The following is a 23,709-nucleotide window of genomic DNA, read 5'->3' on the forward strand; positions in this document are numbered from 1 at the left end:
GGGGCGAGCAGGCGCCCCGGTCCGGGCCTGGCGCGGCTCAGGCCGTGAGCGGCCCGCGCGGCGGCAGGCGCGCGGCAATCTCCGCCACCAGGCGGCGGGCTGCCGTCAGCTTGTCGGCTGCCGGCATCGGATGCACGCCCTGTGCGTCGAAGAGCTGCAGCGCGGTGGTGTCGGCGTCCATCACATCCTGCGCCAGGTTGCCCACCAGCAGGTCGATGCCCTTGCTGCGGCGCTTGGCCTCGGCGTGTTCGGCCAGGTTTTCGGTTTCCGCCGCGAAACCCACGCACCACGGACCGTCGGGCAGGGCCGCCACGTCGGCCAGGATGTCCGGGTTGGCTTCGAAACTCAGCGTGGGCAGGCCGCTTGCATTGCCGCCCTGTTTCTTGATCTTCTGCGTGCTGGCGTTCACGACGCGCCAGTCGGCCACTGCCGCCACGGCGATGAAGACATCGGCCAGCGGGGCCACGGCCAGCACGGCCTCGTGCATCTGCCGCGCGGTTTGCACGCCGACGCGACGCACGCCGCGCGGCGCGGTCAGCGCGGTCGGCCCCGACACCAGCGTGACATGCGCGCCGGCCTCGGCGGCGGCGCGGGCCAGCGCATAGCCGGTCTTGCCCGACGAGCGGTTGGTGATCACGCGCACCGGATCGATGGGTTCGGCCGTGGGACCCGCGGTGAGCAGCACGCGCTTGCCCGCCAGCAGCTTGGGCTGGAAGAAGGCGGCCAGTTCCTCGCGCAGGGCCAGGGGTTCCAGCATGCGGCCCTCGCCGGTTTCGCCGCAGGCCTGGTCGCCCACGTCCGGGCCCAGCACCGTCACGCCGTCTTCGCGCAATTGCGCGACGTTGCGGCGCGTGGCGGGATTGCTCCACATCTCGATGTTCATGGCAGGCGCCACCAGCAGGGGACAGGCGCGCGCCAGGCACAGCGTGGAGAGCAGGTCGTCGGCCGCGCCGTGCACGAGCTTGGACAGGAAGTCGGCCGAGGCCGGCGCGACCAGGATGGCGTCGGCGCCACGCGTCAGCGCGATGTGCGGCATGTTGTTGGGCACGCGCGCATCCCAGGCATCGGTGTAGACCGGCCGTCCCGACAGTGCCTGCAGCGTCACGGGCGTGATGAAGCGGGTGGCGGCCTCGGTCATGACGACGTCGACCGTGGCGCCTTGCTCGATCAGCCTGCGCACGAGGTCGGCGCTCTTGTAGCAGGCCACGCCGCCGGTCAGGCCCAGCACGATGCGTTTGTGCGCGAAGTCTTGCATGCGTTTTCCCTTCGATGGATCGCAGCATTATGCGACAGATCGAGCCCCGTCCCGTCCGTGAACCCGGCGGGTTTGTCGGGGCGCCTTGACGGCTGCCACCTGCTCTGGCTAACATTTGTTCCAGATTAAGGAACATGAGTTCCATTTTTAGGAACTCACTCAGTGGCAAGACCCGCGTCAGGCGGTCCCGTCCAGGGGCCGGCGCTTTTTCCTCTTCTCTTTCCTCTCCGGCCAACCCCCATGAGCATCCTCGATGGTGTGCAGAAAGTGCTGTCGCTGTACGCGCAAGGCGTGGGGCCCCAGACCTTCAGCGAGATCGCTGCGCGCCTGGCCCTGCCCAAGAGTTCTGCCTCGCGGCTGCTGAACCAGATGCAGCTGTACGGCCTGCTGGACCAGGATCCGGCGTCGCGCCGCTATCGGCCTGGCAATCTGCTGGCCCTGGCCGTGCAGGCCGACCAGGCGTCCACGCCGCTGGACGATGCCTGCCGCGAGGTGCTGACGCGACTGTCCGAGCGCAGCGGCATGACCGCTTACCTATCCACCTTGAATGGCCCGGAAACCGTGGTGCTGCAGCGCCTGAACGGCTCGCATCCGGTGCAGGTGCTGTCTTCGCCGGGCTCGCGCCGCGCGGCGGCCGGCACCGCCATGGGCCGCGCGATGCTGGCCCGGCTGGACGATGCGCAGCTTGCCGCCCTGTATGGCGACGACGGCGCGCTGCCGCCGGGCCGGGAAGGGCGCGACCCTCCGGCCAGCGTGGCGGCGCTGCGCCAGCGCGTGGCGCGCGCCCGCGAGGCGCGTTGCGCCGTGGCCATCGACGAGGCCATGCCCGGCATCGGCGCAGTGGCGGCGGCGGTGAGGGATCCCGCCAGCGGTGAGTTGCGCGGCCTGTGCGTGTCCTTCGTGTCCTTCGAGATTTCCGACGACCAGGTGCAGACCTTGCGCGCGCTGTTGCTGCGCGAAGTCGGCGCGCTGGGCGCGCGGCTGGGCGACCCCTACTGGGCGGGCGCATTGCCGGCCGCCACCGATGTTTCCTGACTTTTTGATCGTTCCTGTCTGTCTCCATGAATCTTCTTCTTTTGAGTAACTCCAGCAGCGACGCGGGCTACCTCACGCACGCGCTGCCCTGGATCAGCGACCTGGTCGCCGGCCTGCCCGAGGGGCCCGCGCTTTTCCTGCCCTACGCGGGTGTCACCCGCAGCTGGGACGACTATGCCGACCTGGTGGCGGGGGCGCTCGCGCCCGCCGGCATCGCCGTGCAGTCGCTGCATCGCGAGGCCGATGCCGCCGCCGCGGTGGCGCGCGCCGCGCTCTTCATCGTCGGGGGCGGCAACACGTTCCAGCTGCTCGCGCAGGTGCGCCAACTGGGCTTGCTGACCCAGATCGCCCGCCGCGTGCGCAGCGGCCAGGCGCGCTACCTGGGCTGGAGCGCGGGCGCCAACCTGGCATGTCCCACCATCCGCACCACCAACGACATGCCCATCGTCGACCCGGGCGGCCTGGACGCGCTGAACCTCGTGCCTTTCCAGATCAACGCGCACTACACCGAGGCGCATCCGCCCGGCCATCGCGGCGAGACGCGCCGCCAGCGGCTGGCGGAGTTCTGCCGCGTCGATCCGGTCACCCCGGTCGTGGGCCTGCCGGAAGGCACGGGCCTGCACGTGCTGGATACGCGCGTTGCGGTGCTGGGCGGCCAGCCCGCCGTGTTGTTGCAGGGCGATGCGCCGCTGCGTGAACTCACCGCCGACACGCTGGAGGTCCAGGCATGAAGCAGGTCATCGACGTCATTGAAATGCTGTCCTCCGCCCACGTCACGGGCGAGCAGGTGGCCCAGGCGCTGCGCGCGGCGGGCAACTGCGAAGTGGAAGTGCGCACGCTGGCCCGCGACGGCCTGAGCACGGATTTCCTTTCCATCGTCATTCCCGGGAGTGATCCCGAGGCGCCGCAACTGGGCATCGTCGGCCGCCTGGGCGGCATCGGCGCGCGTCCGGCGGTCACCGGTCTCGTGTCCGATTCGGATGGCGCGGTGGTGGCGCTGGCCGCCGCCTTCAAGCTGATGGCCATGGCCAATCATGGCGACGTGCTGCCCGGCACCGTGCGCATCCGCACCCACATCTGCCCGCGCGCCGGCACCCGGCCGCACCATCCCGTGCCGATGATGCGCTCGCCGTTCCCCATGCGCGAGATGATGTCCTACGAAGTGGACCCGGCCATGCAGGCCATCCTGTCGGTGGACACCACGCGCGGCAACCGCCTGGTGAACCATCGCGGCGTGGCGCTCACGCCCGTGGCCTGCCAGGGCTGGCTGCTGCGCCTGCCCGAGACGCTGCTGGACGTGCTGGGCTGGGTCAGCGGCGAGCTGCCGGTGACGCTGCCGCTCACCATGCAGGACATCACGCCTTATGAAAACGGCCTGTATCACGTGAACTCGCTGATGCAGCCCGCCATCGTCACCGATGCCCCGGTGGTGGGCGTGGCGCTGACCGCCCAGACCACGGTGCCGGGTTGCGCGACGGGCGTCACGAACGCCTATGACGCCGACGTCGCGATGCGCTTCTGCATCGAGGCCGCCAAGCTGTACGGCCAGGGCATCCTGACGTTCGTCGACGAGGCCGAGCAGCAGGCATTGCTGGCGCGCTATGGCTCGATGGCGCATCTGCAGACGTTGGGCAACGAGCCCGTCGCGGAGGCGCGATGAGCGCCCCGCGCCGCGTCGCGTTCTTCACCATCGGGCAGTCGCCTCGCATCGACGTGGTGCCGGAAATGGCCGAGGTGCTGGGCGCGCATGTGCGCATCGACGAGTTCGGCGCGCTGGATGACCTGGACGCCGCCGCCATCGCGGCGATGGCGCCGCGCTCGGGCGCCTATCGCTTCGCCACGCGCATGCGCGACGGCAGCCAGGTCGAGCTCGACAGCGTGCTGGCCGAGGAGCGGCTGGAACGCGTGATGGTCGACGCCGACGCGCTGGGCTACGACGTGCTGGTGCCGCTGTGCACCGGCACGGCCATCGCCACGTTGCGCACGCTGGTGCTGGAGCCGCAGCAGGTGGTGGACCACGCGCTGGCGGGCATTGCGCGCCATTGCCGGAAAGTCGGCCTGATGGTGCCGCTGGCCAGCCAGCTGGAAGGTTTTCACATGGTGTGCGAGCTGCCCTGCGCCAGCCGCCTGGCGCATGCCTCGCCCTATGAGCCCGATCGCGCGCGTGCGCTGGCACGCTTTGCCGACGCCGGCCGCGAGCTGGCCGACTGCGATCTCATCGTCATGCACTGCATGGGCTACGCCTCGTGGATGCGCGAAGCCGTGGCGCAGGCCAGCGGCCGCCCGGTATTGCTGTCGAACCGGCTCGTCGCGCAGTCGCTGGCGCAATTGCTGGAATGAAACGCTCGAACCGTTTGCTCGCATAACAACAAGGCTGCACAAGCAAGGGGAAGGATCGGGAGACATCGCCGTTGCCCCATTCCGTCATTCAGATCTGATCAGTCAGTAGGAGTTCTTTTCATGTTCACGCAAGTCACCCGCCGCGCCGTTCTCGCCATGAGCCTGGCCGCCGTTTTCGCCGCCACCCCGGCCGCTGCCGCCGAGGCCTGGAAGCCGACCAAGCCCGTGCGCCTGCTGGTGGGTTTCGCCCCCGGCGGTTCCGCCGACACCCTGGGCCGCCTGCTGGCCGAGCCGCTCTCCAAGCAACTGGGCGCGCCCGTGGTGGTGGAGAACCTGGCCGGCGCCGGCGGCAACATCATGGCGCAACGCCTGGCCACCTCGGCCGCCGACGGCTACACCATCGGCATCGGCGCAGCCGGCGCCATGGCCATCACCTACGCCATCAACGCCCAGGGCACGCGCTACAAGCCCGCCGACTTCACGCCCATCACCCTGGCCGCGACCCAGCCCAACGTGGTGCTGGTGAACGCCGACGTGCCGGCCAACAACCTGGAAGAACTGAAGGCCTATTTCCAGAAGACGCCGACCGCCACCTATGGCACCGCCGGCGTCGGCATCTCGAACCACCTGATCGCCGAAACGCTGCTGCACCGCCTGGGCGTGAAGGTCGAGCACGCCGCCTACCGTGGCGCCGCGCCCGTCATCACCGACCTGCTGGGCGGCCACATCGTCATGACCGTGGACAACATCTCCACCGCCGCGCCGCTGGTCAAGGACGGCAAGGTCAAGGGCCTGGCCGTGACGTCGCTGGTCCGTTCGCCGCAGCTGCCCAACGTGCCGACGGTCGACGAGCAGGGCCTGAAGGGCTTCGACATGCCGACCTGGCAGGGCGTGTTCGCGCCTGCCGGTCTGCCCGCCGAGATCCTGGCCGCCTACGAGCAGGCGCTGCAGGCCGTGCTGGCCCAGCCGGAAACGGCGCAGAAGATGGCCGGTCTGGGGTCCGAGCCGGTCAAGGGCGTGACTTCCACCGCGTTCGAAGCCTTCCTGGAGAAGGACCGCGCGCAGTGGGCCGATATCGCCAAGGCCGCGAACATCAACCTGTCGCAGTAATCGGCCACTCGCTGCCCGACGTGCGCATCGGCCCCGGCAATGGCTTGCCGGGGCCGATTTTTTTCATCGCGCCGCGTCTGGAGGCGGCCTGCGGTCAGACGTAGCAAGGCCCCTCGATCAGCGGATGCGCCTTGATGAAATCCAGGTCCAGCTTCAAGCCCAGGCCGGCACCTTCGCGGGGCGCGACGCAGCCCTGCGCGTCCAGTTCATAGGGCAACTGGTCGGCCATCTCGTCGCGGAAGGGGTTGAGCCCCGTGACGTCGCCTTCGAAGTAGCCGGGGTTGTCCACCGCACACAGGAAATGGATGGATGTCGCCATGTTGATGGCGGTGGCCGAGGTGTGCGGATTCACCGTGAGCTTCCGTGCGCTGGCCATGGCGGCGATGCGCATGGCTTCGGTCACGCCGCCCGTCTTGGACAGGTCGGGCTGCACGAAGCGCACGGCGCCGTCCTGCAGCAGCGGGCCGAATTCATAGCGCGTGTAGTGGTTCTCGCCCGCGGCCAGGGGCGTGCGGCCCAGCGCGGCCGCGCAGAGGTAGGCCTCGCGGTCCCAGGCGGGGAAGGGTTCCTCCAGCCAGCCGATATCCAGCTCGTCGTAGGCCGGCATCACGCGGCGCACGTCGTCCAGCGTATAGCCGGTGTTGGCATCGACCAGCAGTTCGATCTCGTCGCCCAGCGCCTCGCGCACGGCGCGCACGCGCGCCACGTCGCGGCGGGCCGTGTCGCCCACGCGCAGCTTCAGCGCGCGGTAGCCCTGCGCCACCAGGCCGTGCGCCTCTTCCACCAGCGCGGCGGGTTCCTGCCAGCCCAGCGCGATGCCGCCTGCATAGGCCTTGATGGGTTTGGCCGAACCGCCCAGCAGGCGGTACAGCGGCCAGCCTGTTTCCTGCGCGCGCAGGTCCCACAGCGCCAGGTCCAGGCCGCTCAGCGCCAGCGCGGCGGCCGCGCCCATGCCGTGGCTGGCCAGTTGCATGCGATAGACACGTTGCCAGACGCCTGCGACGTCCAGCGCGTCCATGCCCACCACCAGTTCGCGCAAGGTCGTATCGATCAGCCGGGCGATGGCGCCGGGGCAGCGGCCGTGGTGCGCCTCGCCCCAGCCGACGTGGCCCTGGTCGGTTTCCACGCGCACCAGCACGGCGTCGCGCTTGACGCTGCGGCCGATGCCCAGGCGCACGGACTTCTCGGGCGGGACGGGAAAGGAAATGGGCACGGCGCGGATGTCTGCGATCTTCATGTTGCCTCTTCGATGTGGGGTCAGCCGTGGATGGCGGGATTGACGAGGTGGCGGGGCCGCTCGCCGCGCAGGATGGCCAGCATCTGCTCGGCCGCGCCCATGCTCATGTTGCGCATGCTGGTGGCGGTGATGCCCGCCACGTGCGGCGTCAGCAGCAGGTTCGGGCAGTCGCGCAAGGGGTGGTCCAGCGCCAGCGGCTGGACCGCGTGCACGTCCAGCGCCGCGCCGCCCAGGCAGCCCGCGCGCAGCGCATCGCCCAGCGCCTGCGCGTCGACGATGGGGCCGCGCGCCACGTTGATGAGCAGGGCGCCGGGCCGCATGCGCGCAATCGCCCGCGCATCGATCATGCCGCGCGTGGCCTCGGTCAGCGGGCAGCACAGCACGACGATGTCGGCGCGCGCCAGAAGGTCTTCCAGGGATGCGGCTTCGACGCCCTCGGGCAGGGTGTCCGGGTGCGGCGTGACGCCCAGCACGCGCAGGCCCAGCGCCTGGGCCTTGCGCGCCAGCTGGCTGCCGATGGCGCCCAGGCCGATGATGCCGCAGGTGCTGCCTTCGATTTCCTGCGTGTCGTCGGCCAGCGGACGCGCGACGGCCCAGCCCTCGCGGCGCATCAGGTCGTCCATGCGCGCCACCCGGCGGCGCAGCGTCAGGATGGCCGACAGCGCGTACTCGACCACGGCCGTGGTGTTCGAGCCGGGAACGTTGGCCACCGGAATGCGCCGCGCGGTGGCGGCCTCCACGGGAATCATGTCCAGGCCCACGCCGTGGCGCACCACGCCGCGCAGGCGCGGCGCGTTCTCGAAGATGTCAGGCGGCAGCATGGCGCGCACGATGATGCCCTCGGCTTGCGCGGCCAGGCGCTTGAGGGTGTCCGGCGCGGTGTCGGGCGCCAGCACCAGCCGGGCGTGCGGCGAGAGCAGGGCGCGGGCGTCCGGGTGGATGGGGTTGGTCAGCAGGATGGCGGGTTGATCGCTCATGGTGGGCTCGTGAATCGCCGCCTATCCGGCGGCGGCAATGACAGGATTGGAAAAACCGCCCAGGCCCGCGATGCGCAGCGTCACGGTCGTGCCGGGCGCCAGCCAGCGCGGCGGCGTGTGCGCGCCGGCGACGCCGGCAGGCGTGCCGGTGGCGATCACGTCGCCCGGGTCCAGGGGCATGCGGGCCGAGATATGGGCGATGAGCTCGGCCAGGCCGAACAACATGCGCGAGGTCGACGAGCGTTGCAGCACGTCGCCGTCCACGTCCAGGCCGATGTCCAGCGCCATGGGGTCGCCGGCCGCGTCAGGGGTGGTCAGCCACGGTCCGAGCGGGCCCGAGGTGGGCTGGTTCTTGCCGCGTACGAAGCCGCCGTCGGCCTTCACCAGCGCGGTGGCGCTCACGTCGTTGAACACGGCATAGGCGCACACATGCGACAACGCGTCTTCGCGGGACACCCGCAAGGCCGGCTTGCCGATGACGGCGGCAAGCTCGGCCTCATAGGTGACCTGCTCGACGCCGGGCGCCAGCACGATGGCCTCGCCCGGTCCGATCACCGTGCGGCCCGATTTCACGAACACCGCCGGCTCGCCCGGCGGCGTCATGTTCCGCTCGGCCAGGGCATCGGTGTAGTTGAAGGCCGCGCCCACGATCTTGCCCGGGCGGGGCAGGGGCGCGGCCAGCCGCAGCCCGGCCAGCGGCCGCCAGGCCTCGGGCGGGGGCGCCAGTGACTGCAGGCGCTGGCCCACTTCCGCCAGGCCCCGCTCGACCCAGGCCAGCATGTCGGGCCGCAGCCCGTCCAGCACGGCCACGCACGCGGGATGCGCGCCGTCCAGCACGCGCGCCTGGCCGCCGTCGGGATCGCCTTGCAGCCAGCCCGGGACGATGACGCCGTCCTCGCGATGAAAGGAGACGAAGCGCATGCTCAGGCCACCCGGTACTTGTCCAGCACCTCGCGCCGGACCTCGATGCCCAGGCCCGCGCCGGTCGGAATCCGCACGACGCCGCCAGTCTGCACGATGGGCTCGGCCGACAGGAAGTCGCGGAAGGGGTTCTCGCATTGCTCGAATTCCAGCAGCGGCGGCATGGGCCGGTAGCTGGGCGGCTGGTCGGGCAGGGCGGCCAGGAAGTGCAGCGTGGCGGCCAGGCCGATCGCCGAGCCCCAGGCATGCGGCACGCATTCCACGCCGTGCGCGGCGGCCAGCGTGGCGATCTTGCGGCATTCGCTGATGCCGCCCGCCGCGCACACGTCGGGCTGGATGATGTCCATGGCCTTGCGCGAGACCAGGTCCCGGAAGCCCCAGCGGGTGAACTCGTTTTCGCCGCCGGCCACGGCCATGTCCAGCGCCCGCGTCACTTCCACGTAGCCGTCCACGTCCTCGGGGGAAATCGGCTCCTCGAACCATTCCACGTTCAGCTGTTCCAGCTCGCGGCCCAGGCGGATGGCCTGCGGCACCGTGAAGCAGTGGTTGGCGTCCACCATCAGGCGCACATCGTCGCCGACGGCGCGGCGCACCGCGGCCACGCGTTCGATGTCCAGCTTGGGCGAGCCCAGGCCGATCTTCATCTTCACGGCGGTGAAGCCCTCGGCGGCATAGCCCTGCGCCTCCTCCACGGCCTCCTCGATGAGACGGTCCATGTCGATGAAGTACAGGCCCGTGGCGTAGGCCTGCACCTCGGTGCGATAGGCGCCGCCGATCAGCTTGTGGACCGGCTTGCCGCACACCTTGCCGATGATGTCCCACAGCGCGATGTCGATGCCGCTCAGGGCCGAGATCGACATGCCCTTGCTGCCATAGTCCTTGATGCGGTTGTACAGGTCCTCCCAGATCACCTCCACGTCGAAGGCGTCGCGGCCGATGAGGCGCGGCGCGTACTGGCTCTCGATGAAGGCGCGGGCGACTTGCGAGGGGCCGTAGCATTCGCCCCAGCCCACGACGCCGTCCTGGGTCTCGATCTCGACGATGCACGAGCCGCGGGTTTTGTAGAGCCAGCCGCGCGACGACGTGAAGGGACGCTCGACCGGCGCGCTGACGACATGGCAGGTCACTTTCTTGATGATGCTCACGGATGCCTCACTGGGGTTTGGAAGATTGCTTGAAGACCTTGCTGCCCACTTCGTTCAGGGCGCCCTGCACGGCTTGGATTTCCTTCTCCAGCGCGTCGCCGGTCAGGTCGTCCACCACGAAGCCGTTCTGGTCGGCGAAGGCGAGGAACTTGGGACTCTGGATGGCCTTGCGGAAGGCCTCGATGAGGCGCTGGCGCACCGGCTCGGGAATGCCTGCGGGCGCGACGACATAGGCCATCTGCACCAGCGGGCCATAGGGGAAGGCGTCATGCCCGGCCTCCTTGAAGGTCGGCACGTCGGGCAGCACCTTCAGGCGCTGCGTGTCGAACACCGCCAGCGGCTTCACATAGCCCGCGTCGATCTGGCCGCGGCTTTCCGAGGGCTTGAGCACGGCGGCCTCGATCTGCTTGCCCGACAGGTCGGCGATCACGCGCGAACCGCCGGGATAGGGCACGTTCACGTAGCCCACGCCCGCGGCGCGCGCGGTCATCTCGGCGAAGATGTGGTTCAGGTTGTTGGTGCCGGGCGTGCCGATCGACACCTTGCCCGGATTGGCCTTCATGTGGGCCAGGAAGGCGTCCACGTCGGCCGGGCCGTCCTTGGGCACCAGCAGCATCAGCGGGTCGATGGAGACGCGGGCGATGTGGGTGAACTGCTCGTTGCGCAAGGGCGTCATCTTCTGCGCGATCTGCGCCAGCGTCGAGCTGGTGCCCATGCCCAGCACGTAGCCGTCGGCGGGGGCGTTGGCGACCTTGGTCAGCCCGATCGCGCCGGTGGCGCCCGGCGCGTTCTCGACCACCATGTTGATGCCGCTCTCGGACAGGATCTGCTGCAGCGCGCGCGCGGCGATGTCGTTCGAGCCGCCCGCGTTCCAGGGCACGATGTAACGGATTTCGCGGTTGGGGAAGTTGCTGTCGGCGGTCCAGCCCAGCGCCGGGGCGCCGATCAGGCAAGCGCCAAGAATTGCCTTTTTTATCAAGGACATGTTTGTCTCCTCTGTGGGAATGCCAGATGCCTGGCTTGTGGTGTTCTGGGGTCAGTATAAGCATTGTTATAACGAACAACAATAGAAAAACGTGGTCAAATCCCCTTCAGGAAAAATTGGCCATGCGCGCCAGGGAGACAGTCCAGTGTCAGACAGCCGGCTCAAACCGATAGACCGCCAGACGCTTTGGGACCGCGCCTATGCGGAGCTACGCAATGCCTTGCTGGCGGGACGTTTCGCGCCCGGCGAGCGCATCCTGCTGCGCGAGATCGCCGCGGAACTGGGCATCAGCCTGACGCCCGTGCGCGACGCGGTGAACCATCTGATTGCCGAGCGCGTGCTCGAACGTGGCTCGGGCGGGCAGGGCGGCGGCGCAACCGTGCCCCAGCTGGGCGCCGAGCAGTTCCGCCAGCTCACGATCATTCGCGCCGACATCGAATCGCGTGCCGCGCTGGAAGCCGCGCTGCACGCCACCGATGACGACGTGGCGCGGCTGAGCGGCTGCCTGGAAGGCATGCGGACCATGATCGAGCAGGAAAGCGGCGCGGAACGGCGCCAGGGCTACCTGGACCTGCACCGGCAGTTCCACTTCGGCATCTATGCGCTGGCAGACCTGCCGGTGATCCACGACATCATCGAGAACCTGTGGCTGCGTTGCGGCCCCATGCTGACGGCCGTGCTGCCGGAATACGTGCCCTACCTGAAGCGCGCCGACCACCACGAGGTGGCGCTGCGCGCCCTGGCCAATCGGGATGGCGAAGGCGTGGCCGCCGCCATCCGCCGCGACATCACCGAGGCGGGGACCTATATCCACCTGCTGCTGCAGACGGCGGAGCAGGAGGCGGGGGCGCGGGTCTAGGCATGGGGCGCGTGGTTCAGCATCGCTTGGCCTACGTCCACCTCATCTGCGAGGTTCGTCGTGACCTGGGGGGCCTGCTCACCCGCAGGCTGCTCGGCGCCGTTTAGTCGAGCCAGGCAAAAATGAAGCCACCCGCGGGTGGCTTCATTTTTGCCTTGGCCGTCCCGGCGTCCGGGTCAGCCTTTCTTCTGCGCCGAGCGTGCCCGCAGGATCTCGTCCAGCACCAGCAGGATGGCGCCGCACACGATGCCGATGTCGGCCACGTTGAAGGCCGGGTAGTACCAGTCGCGCCAGTAGAACAGCAGGAAGTCGATGACGTGGCCGTGCTGCGTGCGGTCGATCACGTTGCCCAGCGCGCCGCCCAGGATCATGGAGAGCGCCAGGCAGAAGCGGAACTGGCCGCGGTTGCGATGCAGCAGCCACAGGATGAAGACCGCCGCGCCCACGCCCAGCGCCGTGAACAGCCAGCGCTGCCAGCCGCCCGCCGTGCTGAGGAAGCTGAAGGCCGCGCCCCGGTTGTAGAGCAGCGTGAAGTCGAAGATCGGCAGCAGGTTGATCCGTTCGCCATACTGCAGCGCGCTGTCGAAGTAGACCTTGGTCCACTGGTCGACGAGGATGATGGCCAGCGCCAGCGCCAGCCACGGCCAGAGGGCAGGCCGGCGCGCCGGGGCGCCGTCTGCCTGGCCGGTGGGAGCGGGGCCGCTCATCGGGTTACCTGCGTGCTGCGCACTCCGGTCTTCGCCCTTTGGGCGGCCCGGCGCGCTCATGCCGCGCTGCGCGGTTCGCCCGCGCCGAACAGGTTGCTGACGCAACGGCCGCACAGGCCCAGGTACTTGCTGTCGGCGCCCACGTCGGCACGGTAGTGCCAGCAGCGCTCGCACTTGGCGTGCGCCGAGGGCGCGATGGCCACGCGCAGCTCGCCTTCGCCCGCATGCACGGTCGCGCGCGAGACGATCAGCACGAAGCGCAGGTCGTCGCCCAGGCTTTGCAGCACGGCCAGGTCGTCGCCGCTGGCGTGGATGTCCACTTCCGCCTGCAGCGACGCGCCGATGCTGCCCTGCGTGCGGACGTCTTCCAGCTGGCGGGTGACCTCGGCGCGCAGCGTGCGCACGCGCGCCCACTTGTCCAGCAGCGCCGTGGCATCGGCCTCGACCGGCACCTGGTGATATTGCTCGGTGAAGATCGTGAGCGCGTCCGGCTTGACCAGCGCCCAGGCTTCCTCGGCCGTGAACGAGAGCACGGGGGCGATGAGCTTGAGCATCGTCTGCACCACGTGCCACAGCGCCGTCTGCGCCGAACGGCGCGACACGCTGTCGGCGCCGGTGGTGTAGAGGCGGTCCTTCAGGATGTCCAGGTAGAACGCGCCCAGGTCTTCCGAGCAGAACACCTGCAGCTTGGCGATGACCGGGTGGAATTCGTAGACGTCGTAGTGCGCCAGCGTCTCGGCCTGGAACTGCGCCAGGCGCGCCAGCGCCCAGCGGTCGATTTCCAGCAGCTGGTCGGCGGGCACGGCATGGACGGCAGGATCGAAATCGCTGGTGTTGGCCAGCAGGAAGCGCAGCGTGTTGCGGATGCGGCGATAGGCGTCGACCACGCGCGCCAGGATCTTGTCGTCGCCGGCGATGTCGCCGGAGTAGTCGCTGGCGGCCACCCACAGGCGGATGATTTCCGCGCCCAGCTTCTCGCTGGTCTTCTGCGGGTCCACGCCGTTGCCCAGCGACTTGCTCATCTTGCGGCCCTGGCTGTCCACGGTGAAGCCATGGGTCAGCAGGCTGCGGTAAGGCGCGCGGCCATACATGGCGCAGGCGGTCAGCAGCGACGAGTGGAACCAGCCGCGATGCTGGTCATGGCCTTCCAGGTACAGGTCGGCCTCGATGCCGTGCGTGTGGTGGCCCAGGTCGCGCTCGCCGCCTTCGGCCAGTTCGTCGTCCAGGTGCGAGCCGCGCAGCACGTGGAAGTGCGTCGTGCCCGAGTCGAACCACACGTCCAGGATGTCGTTGCTCTTGGTGTATTGCTGGGCATCCTCGGCGCCGATCAGCGATTCCGGCGTGGCCTTGCTCCAGGCCTCGATGCCGCCTTCCTCCACCAGCAGCGCCGCCTGCTCCATGATCTCCATGGTGCGCGGATGCAGCTCGCCCGTGGCGTTGTGCAGGAAGAAAGGCAGGGGCACGCCCCAGGACCGCTGGCGCGAAATACACCAGTCGGGCCGGTTGGCGATCATGTCGTGCAGGCGCGCCTTGCCGTTCTTGGGATAGAAACTGGTCTGCTCGATGGCGTCCAGCGCCATTTCGCGCAGCGTGCGCGGCGCCTTGTCGGACGTGAAGACGCCTTCGCCCTCGTCCATGCGCACGAACCACTGCGCGGCGGCGCGGTAGATGACCGGCGACTTGTGGCGCCAGCAGTGCGGATAGCTGTGGGTGATGGTTTCCGTGGCCAGCAGGCGGCCGGCGTCGCGCAGCGTGTCGATGACGACAGGCGCGGCCTTGAAGATGAACTGGCCGCCGAAGAGCGGCAGCGTGTCGGCATAGACGCCGTTGGTCTGCACCGGGTTCAGGATGTCGTCGTGCGAGAAGCCATTGCTCATGCACGACTGGAAGTCGTCCACGCCATAGGCGGGGGCCGAATGCACGATACCCGTGCCGTCATCGGCGGTGGCATAGTCGGCCAGGAAGATGGGGCTCACGCGCTGGTAGCCCGCATCCACGTCGTACAGCGGATGCTTGAAGGTGATGCGGTCCAGTGCCGCGCCCGCCACGGTGGCCAGCACGGTGCCTTCCAGCTGGTAGCGGGCCAGGGCCTTTTCCACCAGGGCCTCGGCCAGCAGCAGCACGCCGCGCTCGGTCTGCACCAGCGCGTAGTTCAGCTCGGGATTCAGGTTCAGCGCCTGGTTGGCGGGAATCGTCCAGGCCGTGGTCGTCCAGATGACGGCGTAGGCGGGTTGGGGCAGCGACGCCAGGCCGAAGGCCGCGGCCAGCTTTTCCGGCTCGGCGCATTCGAAGGCGACGTCCAGCGTCTGCGACTTCTTGTCGGCGTATTCGATCTCGAACTCGGCCAGCGAGCTGCGGCAGTCGAAGCACCAGTACACGGGCTTCAGGCCGCGATAGACGAAACCGCGCTGCATGATGCGCTTGAGCGCCCGGATCTCGTCGGCCTCGTTGCGCGGGTTCATCGTCAGGTAGGGGCGGTCCCAGTCCGCCAGCACGCCCAGGCGCTTGAAGTCCTTCATCTGCAGGGCGATCTGCTCGGTGGCGTAGGCGCGGCTCTTGGCCTGCACCTCGTCACGGCCCAGGTTGCGCCCGTGGGTCTTCTCGATCTGGTTCTCGATGGGCAGGCCGTGGCAGTCCCAGCCGGGCACGTAGACGGCATCCATGCCGCCCAGCTGGCGCGACTTGACGATGATGTCCTTCAGGATCTTGTTGACGGCGTGACCCATGTGGATCTGCCCATTGGCATAGGGCGGGCCGTCGTGCAGCACGAAGCGCGGGCGTCCGCGACCGATTTCGCGGATGGCCTGGTAGACGCGCTTGGCTTCCCATTCTGCAATCCAGGCCGGCTCGCGGCGGGCCAGGTCGCCCCGCATCGGGAAGGCGGTGTCGGGAAGATTGAGGGTGTCTTTATAGTCCATGAACGGCGAAATAAGCGCGTGCGTTCCGGGCATCGAGTTCGATGGCCTCGGTCAGCGCGTGGAGGTCGGGGAATTTTTCTTCGTCCCGCAGGTGCTGCAGGAATTCGATGCGCACGAGTTTACCGTAAGCATCCATGCGGGCATCGAGCACATGCACTTCCAGCAGCACGCGGCCGTCGTCCTCGACGGTCGGACGCACGCCCAGGCTGGCCACGGCGGGCAGCGCGTGCTCGCCCAGGCCGTGCACGCGCACCACGTAGATGCCGGAGCGCGCGGCGCAACGCGGCGTCACGCGCAGGTTCAGGGTGGGATAGCCCAGCTCGCGGCCCAGCTTGCGGCCGTGGGTGACGTGGCCGCTGATCTGGTAGGGGCGGCCCAGCAGGCGCGCCGCGCGTTCCAGGTCGCCCACCGCCAGGGCGTTGCGGACCTCGGAGCTGGACACGCGGTGGCCGTCGGCGTCGGTCACGTCCGCCAGCGTGGCCACCTCGAAGCCATGGCGGGCGCCCGCGTCGCGCAGCAGCGCGATGTCGCCGCTGCGGCGGTGGCCGTAGCGGAAATCCTCGCCCACCAGCAGCCAGCGCACGTCCAGGCCCTGCACCAGCAGGCGCGCGATGAAGTCCTGCGCCGACATCTCGGCCAGCCGGGCGTCGAAGCGCTGCAGGATCACCTGCTCGATGCCGCTGGCGGCCAACGCCGCCATCTTGTCGCGCAGGCCGCTGATGCGGGTGGGCGCAAGCTCGGGCCGGTGCGCCAGCAGCGCGAAATACTCGCGCGGATGCGGCGCGAAGGTCATGACCGAGGGCGCGAGATCGCGCGCCAGGGCGGCCTCGCGGACATGGGCCAGGATGGCCTGGTGGCCCCGGTGCACGCCGTCGAAATTGCCGATGGTGAGCGCGCAGGGCCGGCGTGCGCCGGGCGGGGGCAGGGAACGGTGGAGTCGCGGCATGGGTTTCACGGGCGACAGTTTACAATTTCGGGTTGCCCGCAACGAGATTGCCATTTTGTCCTCATCCCCCCCCATGCAAGCGCGGCACCGCCGGATCGTCATCCTGATCTCCGGGCGGGGCAGCAACATGCAGACCCTGGTCCAGGCCTGTCGCGAACAGGATTGGCCCGCCGGCATCGCCGCCGTCATTTCCAACCGCGCCGACGCGCCTGGCTTGGCCTGGGCAAGCGGGCAGGGCATCGCCACGGCGGCCGTGCCGCACCGTGACTACCCCACCCGCGAGGCTTTCGATACCGCGCTGGCCGAGGAAATCGACCGCCATGCGCCCGACGTGGTCATCCTGGCGGGCTTCATGCGCGTGCTGACGCCCGGTTTCGTGCGGCGCTACGCAGGCCGGCTGGTGAACATCCACCCGTCGCTGCTGCCCGCCTTCCCGGGATTGCACACGCACGCCCAGGCGCTGGCCACGGGCGTGCAGGCGCATGGCTGCACGGTGCATTTCGTCACGCCGGTGCTGGATCATGGCCCTGTCATCGCGCAGGGCGTCGTGCCGGTGCTGGCCGGTGACACGGCGGAAACGCTGGCGGACCGGGTGCTGGAAGTGGAACATGAGGTCTTTCCGCTGGCCGTGCGCTGGCTGGTCGAAGGCCGCGCCCGCCTGGGCGAGGAAGGACGCGTGGAAGTCGAGGGCGTGGCCCGGCGGCTGGTTGTGTGGCAGCAAGGAGAATCTGAATGAGCACCCGTAAACCCTCTGACGCCCCGCGCCGCGGCGGCAGTCTGTCCGCCTTCAAGGCCGCCCGCGACACCTCCGGGCGCGAGTCTTCGCCGCGCGCGCCATCCCGTCCGGCGCCGCGTGATGACGCCGCCGCCCCGGCCCCCCGGCGCAGCGCCGGCCTGCCGCCGCCCGCGCAGGCGCGTGGCGACCGTCCCGTGCGCGAGAACCGCCAGGAGCGGCCGGCGCGCGGCGAATGGGAAAACCGTCAGCCGCGCGATGGCCGTCCCGCTGGCGACAGCCGTCCGCCACGCGATGGCCGTCCTTCGTACGACAACCGCCCCCCGCGTGACAACCGTGCGTCCGGCGACAGCCGTGGCAACTGGGAGCCGCGTGGTGGCCAGGACGCCTCGCGTGGCCGCCCGGAACGGGGCAACGATCGTGGTCGCGATGAGCGCTACGGTGGCGACCGCAATGACCGTGGTGGCAACAGCCACGGCGGCAATGACCGTAACCGCAACGACCGCGGCGGCGCCAGCCGTGGCGGTCCTCCCCAGTCGCCGCGCGCGGCCATGCCGCCCGCGCGCGGCGCCTGGACCGCGCCGCGCAACGTCGACGCCGCCGAGCAGCGCGACTTCGCGAGTCGCGCCGCCGCGCCCCAGGACGCCAAGCCTGCCGCGCCGCAGCGTCCGCGCCTGGCCCCCGCCGCCTGGCGTCTGGAGCAGTTGCGCGACGTGCTGGAAACGGTGCTGACCTGGGAATACCCGGCCGACGCCTCGCTGTCGCACTGGCTGCGCGCGCATCCCAAGCTGGGCGTGCGTGACCGCGCCGAGCTGGCCGAGGCGGTCTACGACATCCTGCGCAACCTGCGCCGTTACCGCCAGTTCGGCGAAAGCGGCGTGGGCCACGCCGTGCGCCGCCTGGCCATCCTGGGTCTCTACAATACGGGCAACGCCGAGGCGGTCAAGGCCGTGCTCACGCCGCCCGAGCAGGAGTGGCTGGCGCGCGTCACCAGCATCGACCTCGATACGCTGCCGCCCGCCGTGCGCGACAGCCTGCCCGACTGGCTGGATGAGCGCCTGGCGCTGCTGCCCGACGCCCAGCCCCTGCGCGAGTCGCTGAACCAGCAGGCCGATCTGGACCTGCGGGTCAATCCCATGAAGGCCGAGCGCGACGAGATGCTGGCCGCGCTGGTCAAGGGCATGCCGCAGCACAATCCGCGTCCCACGCCGTATTCGCCCTGGGGCATCCGCATGTCGGGCCGCCCGCCGCTGAATCGCTGGCCGCAGTTCGAGCATGGCCTCATCGAGGTCCAGGACGAAGGCAGCCAGCTGCTGGCCGCGCTGGTCGCGCCCAAGCGCGGCGAAATGGTCATCGATTTCTGCGCCGGCGCGGGCGGCAAGACGCTGCTGCTGGGCGCGCTGATGCGCTCCACCGGCCGGCTCTATGCCTTCGACGTGTCGGCCGCGCGCCTGGCCCGCGGCAAGCCGCGGCTGGCCCGCAGCGGCCTGTCCAACGTGGTGCCCGTGGCCATCGACGGCGAGAACGACGTGCGCGTCAAGCGCCTGGCCGGCAAGGCCCAGCGCGTGCTGGTCGACGCGCCGTGCAGCGGCATGGGCACGCTGCGCCGCAATCCCGACCTGAAGTGGCGCCAGAGCGTGCAGGCCCTGCATGAGCTGTGCGCGCTGCAGAAGCGCATCCTGGAAAGCGCCGCGCGTTGCGTGGCGCCGGGCGGACGCCTGATCTACGCCACGTGCAGCCTGCTGCCCGAGGAAAACGAGGAACAGGTGCGCGCCTTCCTGGCCCGCCATCCCGAGTTCGTGCAGCGCGATGCCGGCGAGATCCTGGCCGCGCGCGCGCCCGATCTCACGCTGGATGGACCGTTCCTGAAGCTGCGTCCCGACGTGCATGGCACGGATGGCTTCTTCGCCGCCGTGCTGGAGCGTGTGAAGCCGGCATCCGGCAAGGGCGGGGCCGAGGCGGCTGCCGGCGTGGCGGCGGCCGCGCAGGCCGAGGCGGTGATCGAGGCTGCCAGCGCGGCAGCCAGCGAGACCTTGGACGAGCAAGCCCCGGGTGGGGAGACGGCGGACGCCGAACCCGGCGAGGCGCCGGATGAGGCCGCGCCGGTGGCGGATGCCGGCGAACAGCCGGATGCGCCGCCCCGCGACGCCTGACGCCTGAGCTAACCCACTAACGGCCGGTGGCCGTCACCCGCCCGCGCACCGTTTCCACGCGCGGCGCGGGCCACTGCCACTGCACCCGCCAACCCACGTCCTGGAAGCCGGCCGCGGCGCCGGCGTCGTACATCACCTCGCTCATCGGCGTCTTCAGCGGCGGGCACCCCCGCACCTGCAGCACGGTGGTGCCCTGGGCCACCCACAGGCGTCCGCCCGCCGGGCGCTCCTCCAGCGTCACGACCGGCGCCATCAGGGGTTGGCAAGTCTGCGCGCGGACTTCCGCGTAACGCGCCAGGCTGACGGGCGCGGTGCTGTCGGCCTGGCCGAAATGCCGGCGCGGGCCTTCCATGCCGGGCGTGTCGGGCGCCGCGCCTGCCAGTTCCGGCAGCAGGCCTGCCATCAGGCAGCCCGACAGGGCCACCATGCGCAGGCGATTCCTTCCGCACAGGACGCGATTGTGGTGAAAAGGGGACGTCGCGAGGCGGCGTCCCGGGGCGGCGGCGTAAGGGATGGACAAATCAGACCCGACAGTAGGGGGAAAGGGCGACACGGAAGGCATTTCGTAGGAAAATAGCAGGTATCAAGACGGCGGACCGGGTGAATTCTCCCCGGCCAATATGCCGCAAGGCCAGCCACCCGCGACGCGGGCGTTCTCCTGGCCGGCTGGCCCGGCAGATTCCGGGCACCGACATTCCTGATGGTCGCACGCTGAAATCCCTGCCAGAACAAACAGTTAGGCTTTGATTTTGCGCAAAAACTTTTTCGTGTACGACCTGTCACAGGATTGTCAGGTGGGCTACACTGCCCGCCAATCTACCAGCGAGACCTCATGACATTCATGGATTCCGTGTTTTCCTACGCGCTCGATTTCATCAAGGGCGGCCTGCTCCAGGCATCCTGGTGGCAAGTCGTGCTCATCACCCTGGTGCTGACCCACATCACCATCGTTTCGGTCACCGTCTTCCTGCACCGCAGCCAGGCGCACCGGGGCCTCGACCTGCACCCCGCGGTGTCGCATTTCTTCCGTTTCTGGCTGTGGCTGACCACCGGCATGGTCACCAAGGAGTGGGTGGCCATCCACCGCAAGCACCACGCCAAGTGCGAACGCGAAGGCGATCCCCATTCGCCCATGATCTTCGGTATCTGGAAGGTGCTGTTCCGCGGCGCCGAGCTCTATCGCGAAGAGTCGAACAACGCTGAAACCATGGCCAAGTTCGGCCACGGCACGCCCGATGACTGGATGGAGCGCAACGTCTACACGCGCCACAGCATGGGCGGCATCCTGATCATGCTGGCCATCGACGTCGCCCTGTTCGGCGCCCTGGGCCTGACGGTCTGGGCCGTGCAGATGGCCTGGATTCCCTTCTGGGCCGCCGGCGTCGTCAACGGCATCGGCCACTTCGTCGGCTACCGCAACTTCGCCAGCCCGGACACCAGCACGAATCTCGTGCCCTGGGGCATCATCATCGGCGGCGAGGAACTGCACAACAACCACCACGCCCATGGCACCTCGGCCAAGTTCTCGAGCAAGTGGTACGAGTTCGACATCGGCTGGATGTACATCTCCATCCTGCGTTTCTTCGGCCTGGCCAAGATCAAGAAGGTCGCGCCCAAGCTCAAGCTGGAAGCCGCCGGCAGCAAGCCCGCCGTCGACCTGGGCACGCTGCAGGGCGTCATCACGCACCGCTATGAAATCATGGCGCGCTATGCCGATCTCATGAAGCGTGCCTGCACGCAGGAAATCGCCCGCCTGCAAGGCGATTCCTCCGCCAAGCACGGCGAGTCGCTGTCGGTGCTCAAGCGCGCCCGCAACTGGGTCCGTATCTCGGAAGACAGCCTGCAGCCGCAACAGCGCGCCGAGATCGACCAGGCCGTCACGCGCAGCCCCGCGCTGGCCACGCTGGTGCAGATGCGCGCCGAGCTGGGCCGTCTCTGGGAAAGCTCCAGCGCCAGCAGCGAGCAGCTGTTGCATGACCTGCAGGCCTGGTGCCAGCGCGCGCAGCAAAGCGGCATCGATGGCCTCGAGCAGTTCGCCCTGCGACTGCGCCGCTACGCGGCATGATCGAGCAGCTCAACCCGGAACAACGCGCCGCCGTCACACTCAAACCGCAACACGCCCTCGTGCTCGCCGGGGCGGGCAGCGGAAAGACCCGGGTGCTCACCACCCGCATGGCCTGGCTGATTCAAACCGGCCAGGCCAGTCCATTTGGGCTGCTGGCCGTCACGTTCACGAACAAGGCAGCGCGTGAAATGGTGACGCGCGTGTCGTCGTTGCTGCCCATCGACACGCGCGGCCTGTGGATCGGCACCTTCCACAGCCTGTGCAACCGGCTGCTGCGCGCGCATCACCGCGACGCGGGCCTGCCGCAGTCCTTCCAGATCCTCGACACCACCGATCAGCTCGCTGCCATCAAGCGCCTCATCAAGGGCGCGAACATCGACGACGAGAAGTATCCGCCGCGCGACGTGCAGCGCTTCATCAACCACGCCAAGGAGTCGGGCGAGCGCCCGGGGGCGATGGAAGCGTATGACAACCATACGCGGCGCATGATCGAGATCTATGAATTGTACGAAGCGCAATGCCAGCGCGAAGGGGTGGCCGACTTCCCCGAGTTGCTGCTGCGCGCCTATGAACTGCTGTCTCGCAACGCGCCCATCCGCGAGCACTACCAGCGCCGCTTCCGGCACATCCTGGTCGACGAGTTCCAGGACACCAACACGCTGCAATACCGCTGGCTGACGCTGCTGGCGGGCGGTGGCGCCAGCCTCTTCGCCGTGGGCGACGACGACCAGTCCATCTATGCCTTCCGTGGCGCGAACGTCGGCAACATGGCCGATTTCGAGCGCGACTACGCGCGTGGCACGGTCATCCGCCTGGAGCAGAACTACCGTTCCTATGGCCACATCCTGGACGCCGCCAATGCGCTGATCGAGCACAACAGCGGCCGCCTGGGCAAGAACCTCTGGACGTCCCAAGGCGCGGGCGAACCGGTGCGCGTCATCGAGCAGCCCACTGACGGCATGGAAGCCCAGTGGGTGGTCGACGAGATCCGCGCCCAGATCAACGAAGGCCGCGAGCGCCGCGAAATCGCCATCCTGTACCGCAGCAATGCGCAGTCGCGGGTCATCGAGCACACGTTGTTCACCGCCGGCATTCCCTACAAGGTCTATGGCGGCCTGCGCTTCTTCGAGCGCCAGGAAATCAAGCATGCGCTGGCCTACCTGCGCCTCATCGCCAATCCGGACGACGACACCTCCTTCCTGCGCGTGGTGAACTTCCCCGCGCGCGGCATCGGTGCGCGCACCATGGAAACGCTGGTCGACATGGCCCGCGCCGACGGCGCCAGCCTGAACGCCACCGTGGCGCGCGTGCCCGGCAAGGGCGGCTCGAACCTGATCCAGTTCGTCAGGCTCATCGCCCAGCTGGCCGAGGACACGCGCCAGCTTCCGCTGCCGGAAGCGGTAGAGCATGTCATCGAGCACAGCGGCCTGCTGCAGCACTATCGCGGTGAGCGCGAAGGTGCCGAGCGCATCGAGAACCTGGGCGAACTGGTCACGGCCGCCGCGGTGTTCTCGGGCGAGGACAGCAGCCACGGCCTGCCTTCGGGCCTGCCGCGGCCCGTCGATGACAGCGTGTCGGCCGATATCGATGCCGCGCCCAATCTCGCCGCCGGCCTGTCGCCGCTGTCCGCCTTCCTGTCCCATGCCTCGCTGGAGTCCGGCGACAACCAGGCGCAGGCGGGCGAGGACGCCATCCAGCTCATGACCGTGCACGCGGCCAAGGGCCTGGAGTTCGACTCGGTCTTCATCACCGGCATGGAAGAGGGCCTCTTCCCGCACGAGAACAGCATCCTGGATGCCTCGGGCCTGGAAGAAGAGCGGCGCCTCATGTATGTCGCCATCACGCGGGCGCGCGAGCGCCTGACCATCACGCTGGCGCAGAGCCGCATGCTGCATGGCCAGACGCGCTACGCCATGCGCTCGCGCTTCCTGCAGGAAATTCCCGAGCAGCATCTGAAGTGGCTGAGCCCCAAGGTGGCCGCGCCGCGCATGCAGGACAATGCCTGGGGCGGCTCCCGCCAGGGCGATGCGTTCGGCCGCGCCGCCACCGGCCGCATCGCACCCCGCGAATCGCGTGGCGTCACCACGGGCGTCACCGTGGGCGACCAGCACTTCCGCATCGGCACGGGCGTGCGGCATGCGCGCTTTGGCGAAGGCACCGTGCTGGGGCTGTCGGGCTCGGCGCAGGACGCCCAGGCGCAGATCCAGTTCCGCGACGCCGGCATGAAGACGCTGGCCCTGGGTATCGCGAAGCTCGAGATCGTCAGCTGACGCACACGCGGCAAGTGCGGCACCAGCGAAACCGGCGCCTGAGGGCGCCGGTT

The 23,709-nt window shown here is 69.2% G+C and carries 20 protein-coding genes; 10 read left to right on the plus strand and 10 right to left on the minus strand.

All coding sequences use genetic code 11. The features are described 5' to 3' along the window. Positions 1-37: 37 nt before the first annotated feature. A complete protein-coding gene (gene coaBC / locus ODI_RS09095) occupies positions 38-1,255 on the minus strand; it encodes a bifunctional phosphopantothenoylcysteine decarboxylase/phosphopantothenate--cysteine ligase CoaBC (protein ID WP_067752903.1) in 1,218 nt (405 codons plus the stop codon). 240 nt (positions 1,256-1,495) lie between these two features. On the opposite strand from coaBC, the gene ODI_RS09100 reads away from it, so the two are divergent. The 5 genes from ODI_RS09100 to ODI_RS09120 all read left to right on the plus strand — a co-directional run bounded on the left by ODI_RS09100 (position 1,496) and on the right by ODI_RS09120 (position 5,740). Continuing rightward, complete coding sequence (locus ODI_RS09100) at positions 1,496-2,290, plus strand: IclR family transcriptional regulator (protein WP_067752907.1); 795 nt, start codon at positions 1,496-1,498, stop codon at positions 2,288-2,290. Positions 2,291-2,316: 26 nt separating this feature from the next. Next, complete coding sequence (gene pepE / locus ODI_RS09105; protein WP_067752910.1) at positions 2,317-3,021, plus strand: dipeptidase PepE; 705 nt, start codon at positions 2,317-2,319, stop codon at positions 3,019-3,021. Further along, positions 3,018-3,950: a DUF1177 domain-containing protein gene (locus ODI_RS09110; protein ID WP_067752913.1), complete on the plus strand. Its 933-nt coding sequence runs from the start codon at positions 3,018-3,020 to the stop codon at positions 3,948-3,950. Before pepE ends, ODI_RS09110 begins: the two co-directional genes overlap by 4 nt. After that, positions 3,947-4,630 carry an AroM family protein gene (locus tag ODI_RS09115; RefSeq protein WP_067752915.1) on the plus strand — a complete coding sequence of 228 codons (684 nt, stop codon included), beginning with the start codon at positions 3,947-3,949 and terminating at the stop codon, positions 4,628-4,630. Before ODI_RS09110 ends, ODI_RS09115 begins: the two co-directional genes overlap by 4 nt. A gap of 120 nt (positions 4,631-4,750) precedes the next feature. Then, positions 4,751-5,740, plus strand: coding sequence for a Bug family tripartite tricarboxylate transporter substrate binding protein (locus tag ODI_RS09120; RefSeq protein WP_067752918.1), 990 nt, complete (start codon positions 4,751-4,753; stop codon positions 5,738-5,740). A gap of 94 nt (positions 5,741-5,834) precedes the next feature. Here the strand turns inward: ODI_RS09120 and ODI_RS09125 are convergent, their stop codons facing one another. Genes ODI_RS09125 through ODI_RS09145 form a run of 5 tightly spaced genes read right to left on the minus strand, consistent with a single transcriptional unit; the run spans position 5,835 to position 11,005 of the window. Further along, entirely contained in the window at positions 5,835-6,977 is a 1,143-nt protein-coding gene (locus ODI_RS09125) for a mandelate racemase/muconate lactonizing enzyme family protein (RefSeq protein WP_067752921.1), read from the minus strand. Positions 6,978-6,997: 20 nt separating this feature from the next. Next, positions 6,998-7,954, minus strand: a complete 957-nt coding sequence (locus ODI_RS09130; protein ID WP_067752924.1) for a hydroxyacid dehydrogenase — start codon at positions 7,952-7,954, stop codon at positions 6,998-7,000. 21 nt (positions 7,955-7,975) lie between these two features. Further along, positions 7,976-8,875 (minus strand): fumarylacetoacetate hydrolase family protein, encoded by a 900-nt coding sequence (locus ODI_RS09135; protein WP_067752926.1) that lies wholly within the window; start codon positions 8,873-8,875, stop codon positions 7,976-7,978. A gap of 2 nt (positions 8,876-8,877) precedes the next feature. Next, the gene (locus ODI_RS09140) at positions 8,878-10,020 is read right to left on the minus strand and encodes a mandelate racemase/muconate lactonizing enzyme family protein (protein ID WP_067752929.1); all 1,143 of its coding nucleotides are present in this window, start codon (positions 10,018-10,020) and stop codon (positions 8,878-8,880) included. Between the two features lie 7 nt (positions 10,021-10,027). After that, positions 10,028-11,005 (minus strand): Bug family tripartite tricarboxylate transporter substrate binding protein, encoded by a 978-nt coding sequence (locus ODI_RS09145; protein ID WP_067752932.1) that lies wholly within the window; start codon positions 11,003-11,005, stop codon positions 10,028-10,030. Between the two features lie 145 nt (positions 11,006-11,150). On the opposite strand from ODI_RS09145, the gene ODI_RS09150 reads away from it, so the two are divergent. Further along, positions 11,151-11,864, plus strand: a complete 714-nt coding sequence (locus ODI_RS09150; RefSeq protein ID WP_231968223.1) for a GntR family transcriptional regulator — start codon at positions 11,151-11,153, stop codon at positions 11,862-11,864. A 176-nt stretch (positions 11,865-12,040) separates the two neighbouring features. On the opposite strand, the gene lspA is transcribed toward ODI_RS09150, so the two are convergent. Genes lspA through ODI_RS09165 form a run of 3 tightly spaced genes read right to left on the minus strand, consistent with a single transcriptional unit; the run spans position 12,041 to position 16,435 of the window. Next, positions 12,041-12,571, minus strand: coding sequence for a signal peptidase II (gene lspA / locus ODI_RS09155; RefSeq protein ID WP_067752935.1), 531 nt, complete (start codon positions 12,569-12,571; stop codon positions 12,041-12,043). A 56-nt stretch (positions 12,572-12,627) separates the two neighbouring features. Further along, positions 12,628-15,489: an isoleucine--tRNA ligase gene (gene ileS, locus ODI_RS09160; RefSeq protein WP_231968224.1), complete on the minus strand. Its 2,862-nt coding sequence runs from the start codon at positions 15,487-15,489 to the stop codon at positions 12,628-12,630. After that, positions 15,479-16,435, minus strand: coding sequence for a bifunctional riboflavin kinase/FAD synthetase (locus tag ODI_RS09165; protein ID WP_408635918.1), 957 nt, complete (start codon positions 16,433-16,435; stop codon positions 15,479-15,481). Before ODI_RS09165 ends, ileS begins: the two co-directional genes overlap by 11 nt. A gap of 73 nt (positions 16,436-16,508) precedes the next feature. Between ODI_RS09165 and purN the strand changes: the two genes are divergently transcribed. Together purN and ODI_RS09175 are read left to right on the plus strand one after the other, a co-directional pair. Beyond that, positions 16,509-17,171, plus strand: a complete 663-nt coding sequence (purN, locus tag ODI_RS09170) for a phosphoribosylglycinamide formyltransferase (RefSeq protein WP_067752945.1) — start codon at positions 16,509-16,511, stop codon at positions 17,169-17,171. A 710-nt stretch (positions 17,172-17,881) separates the two neighbouring features. After that, positions 17,882-19,321: an RsmB/NOP family class I SAM-dependent RNA methyltransferase gene (locus ODI_RS09175; protein WP_067753001.1), complete on the plus strand. Its 1,440-nt coding sequence runs from the start codon at positions 17,882-17,884 to the stop codon at positions 19,319-19,321. Between the two features lie 16 nt (positions 19,322-19,337). Here the strand turns inward: ODI_RS09175 and ODI_RS09180 are convergent, their stop codons facing one another. After that, the gene (locus ODI_RS09180) at positions 19,338-19,748 is read right to left on the minus strand and encodes a hypothetical protein (RefSeq protein WP_067752947.1); all 411 of its coding nucleotides are present in this window, start codon (positions 19,746-19,748) and stop codon (positions 19,338-19,340) included. A gap of 414 nt (positions 19,749-20,162) precedes the next feature. Between ODI_RS09180 and ODI_RS09185 the strand changes: the two genes are divergently transcribed. Both ODI_RS09185 and ODI_RS09190 read left to right on the plus strand, forming a co-directional pair. Beyond that, on the plus strand, positions 20,163-21,386 hold the full coding sequence (locus ODI_RS09185; RefSeq protein WP_067753004.1) for a DesA family fatty acid desaturase: 1,224 nt from the start codon (positions 20,163-20,165) through the stop codon (positions 21,384-21,386). After that, complete coding sequence (locus ODI_RS09190; RefSeq protein ID WP_067752950.1) at positions 21,383-23,656, plus strand: UvrD-helicase domain-containing protein; 2,274 nt, start codon at positions 21,383-21,385, stop codon at positions 23,654-23,656. Before ODI_RS09185 ends, ODI_RS09190 begins: the two co-directional genes overlap by 4 nt. Positions 23,657-23,709 lie beyond the last annotated feature (53 nt).

Origin of the sequence: Orrella dioscoreae, assembly GCF_900089455.2 — a bacterium.
In the GTDB taxonomy this organism is placed as follows: domain Bacteria; phylum Pseudomonadota; class Gammaproteobacteria; order Burkholderiales; family Burkholderiaceae_B; genus Orrella; species Orrella dioscoreae.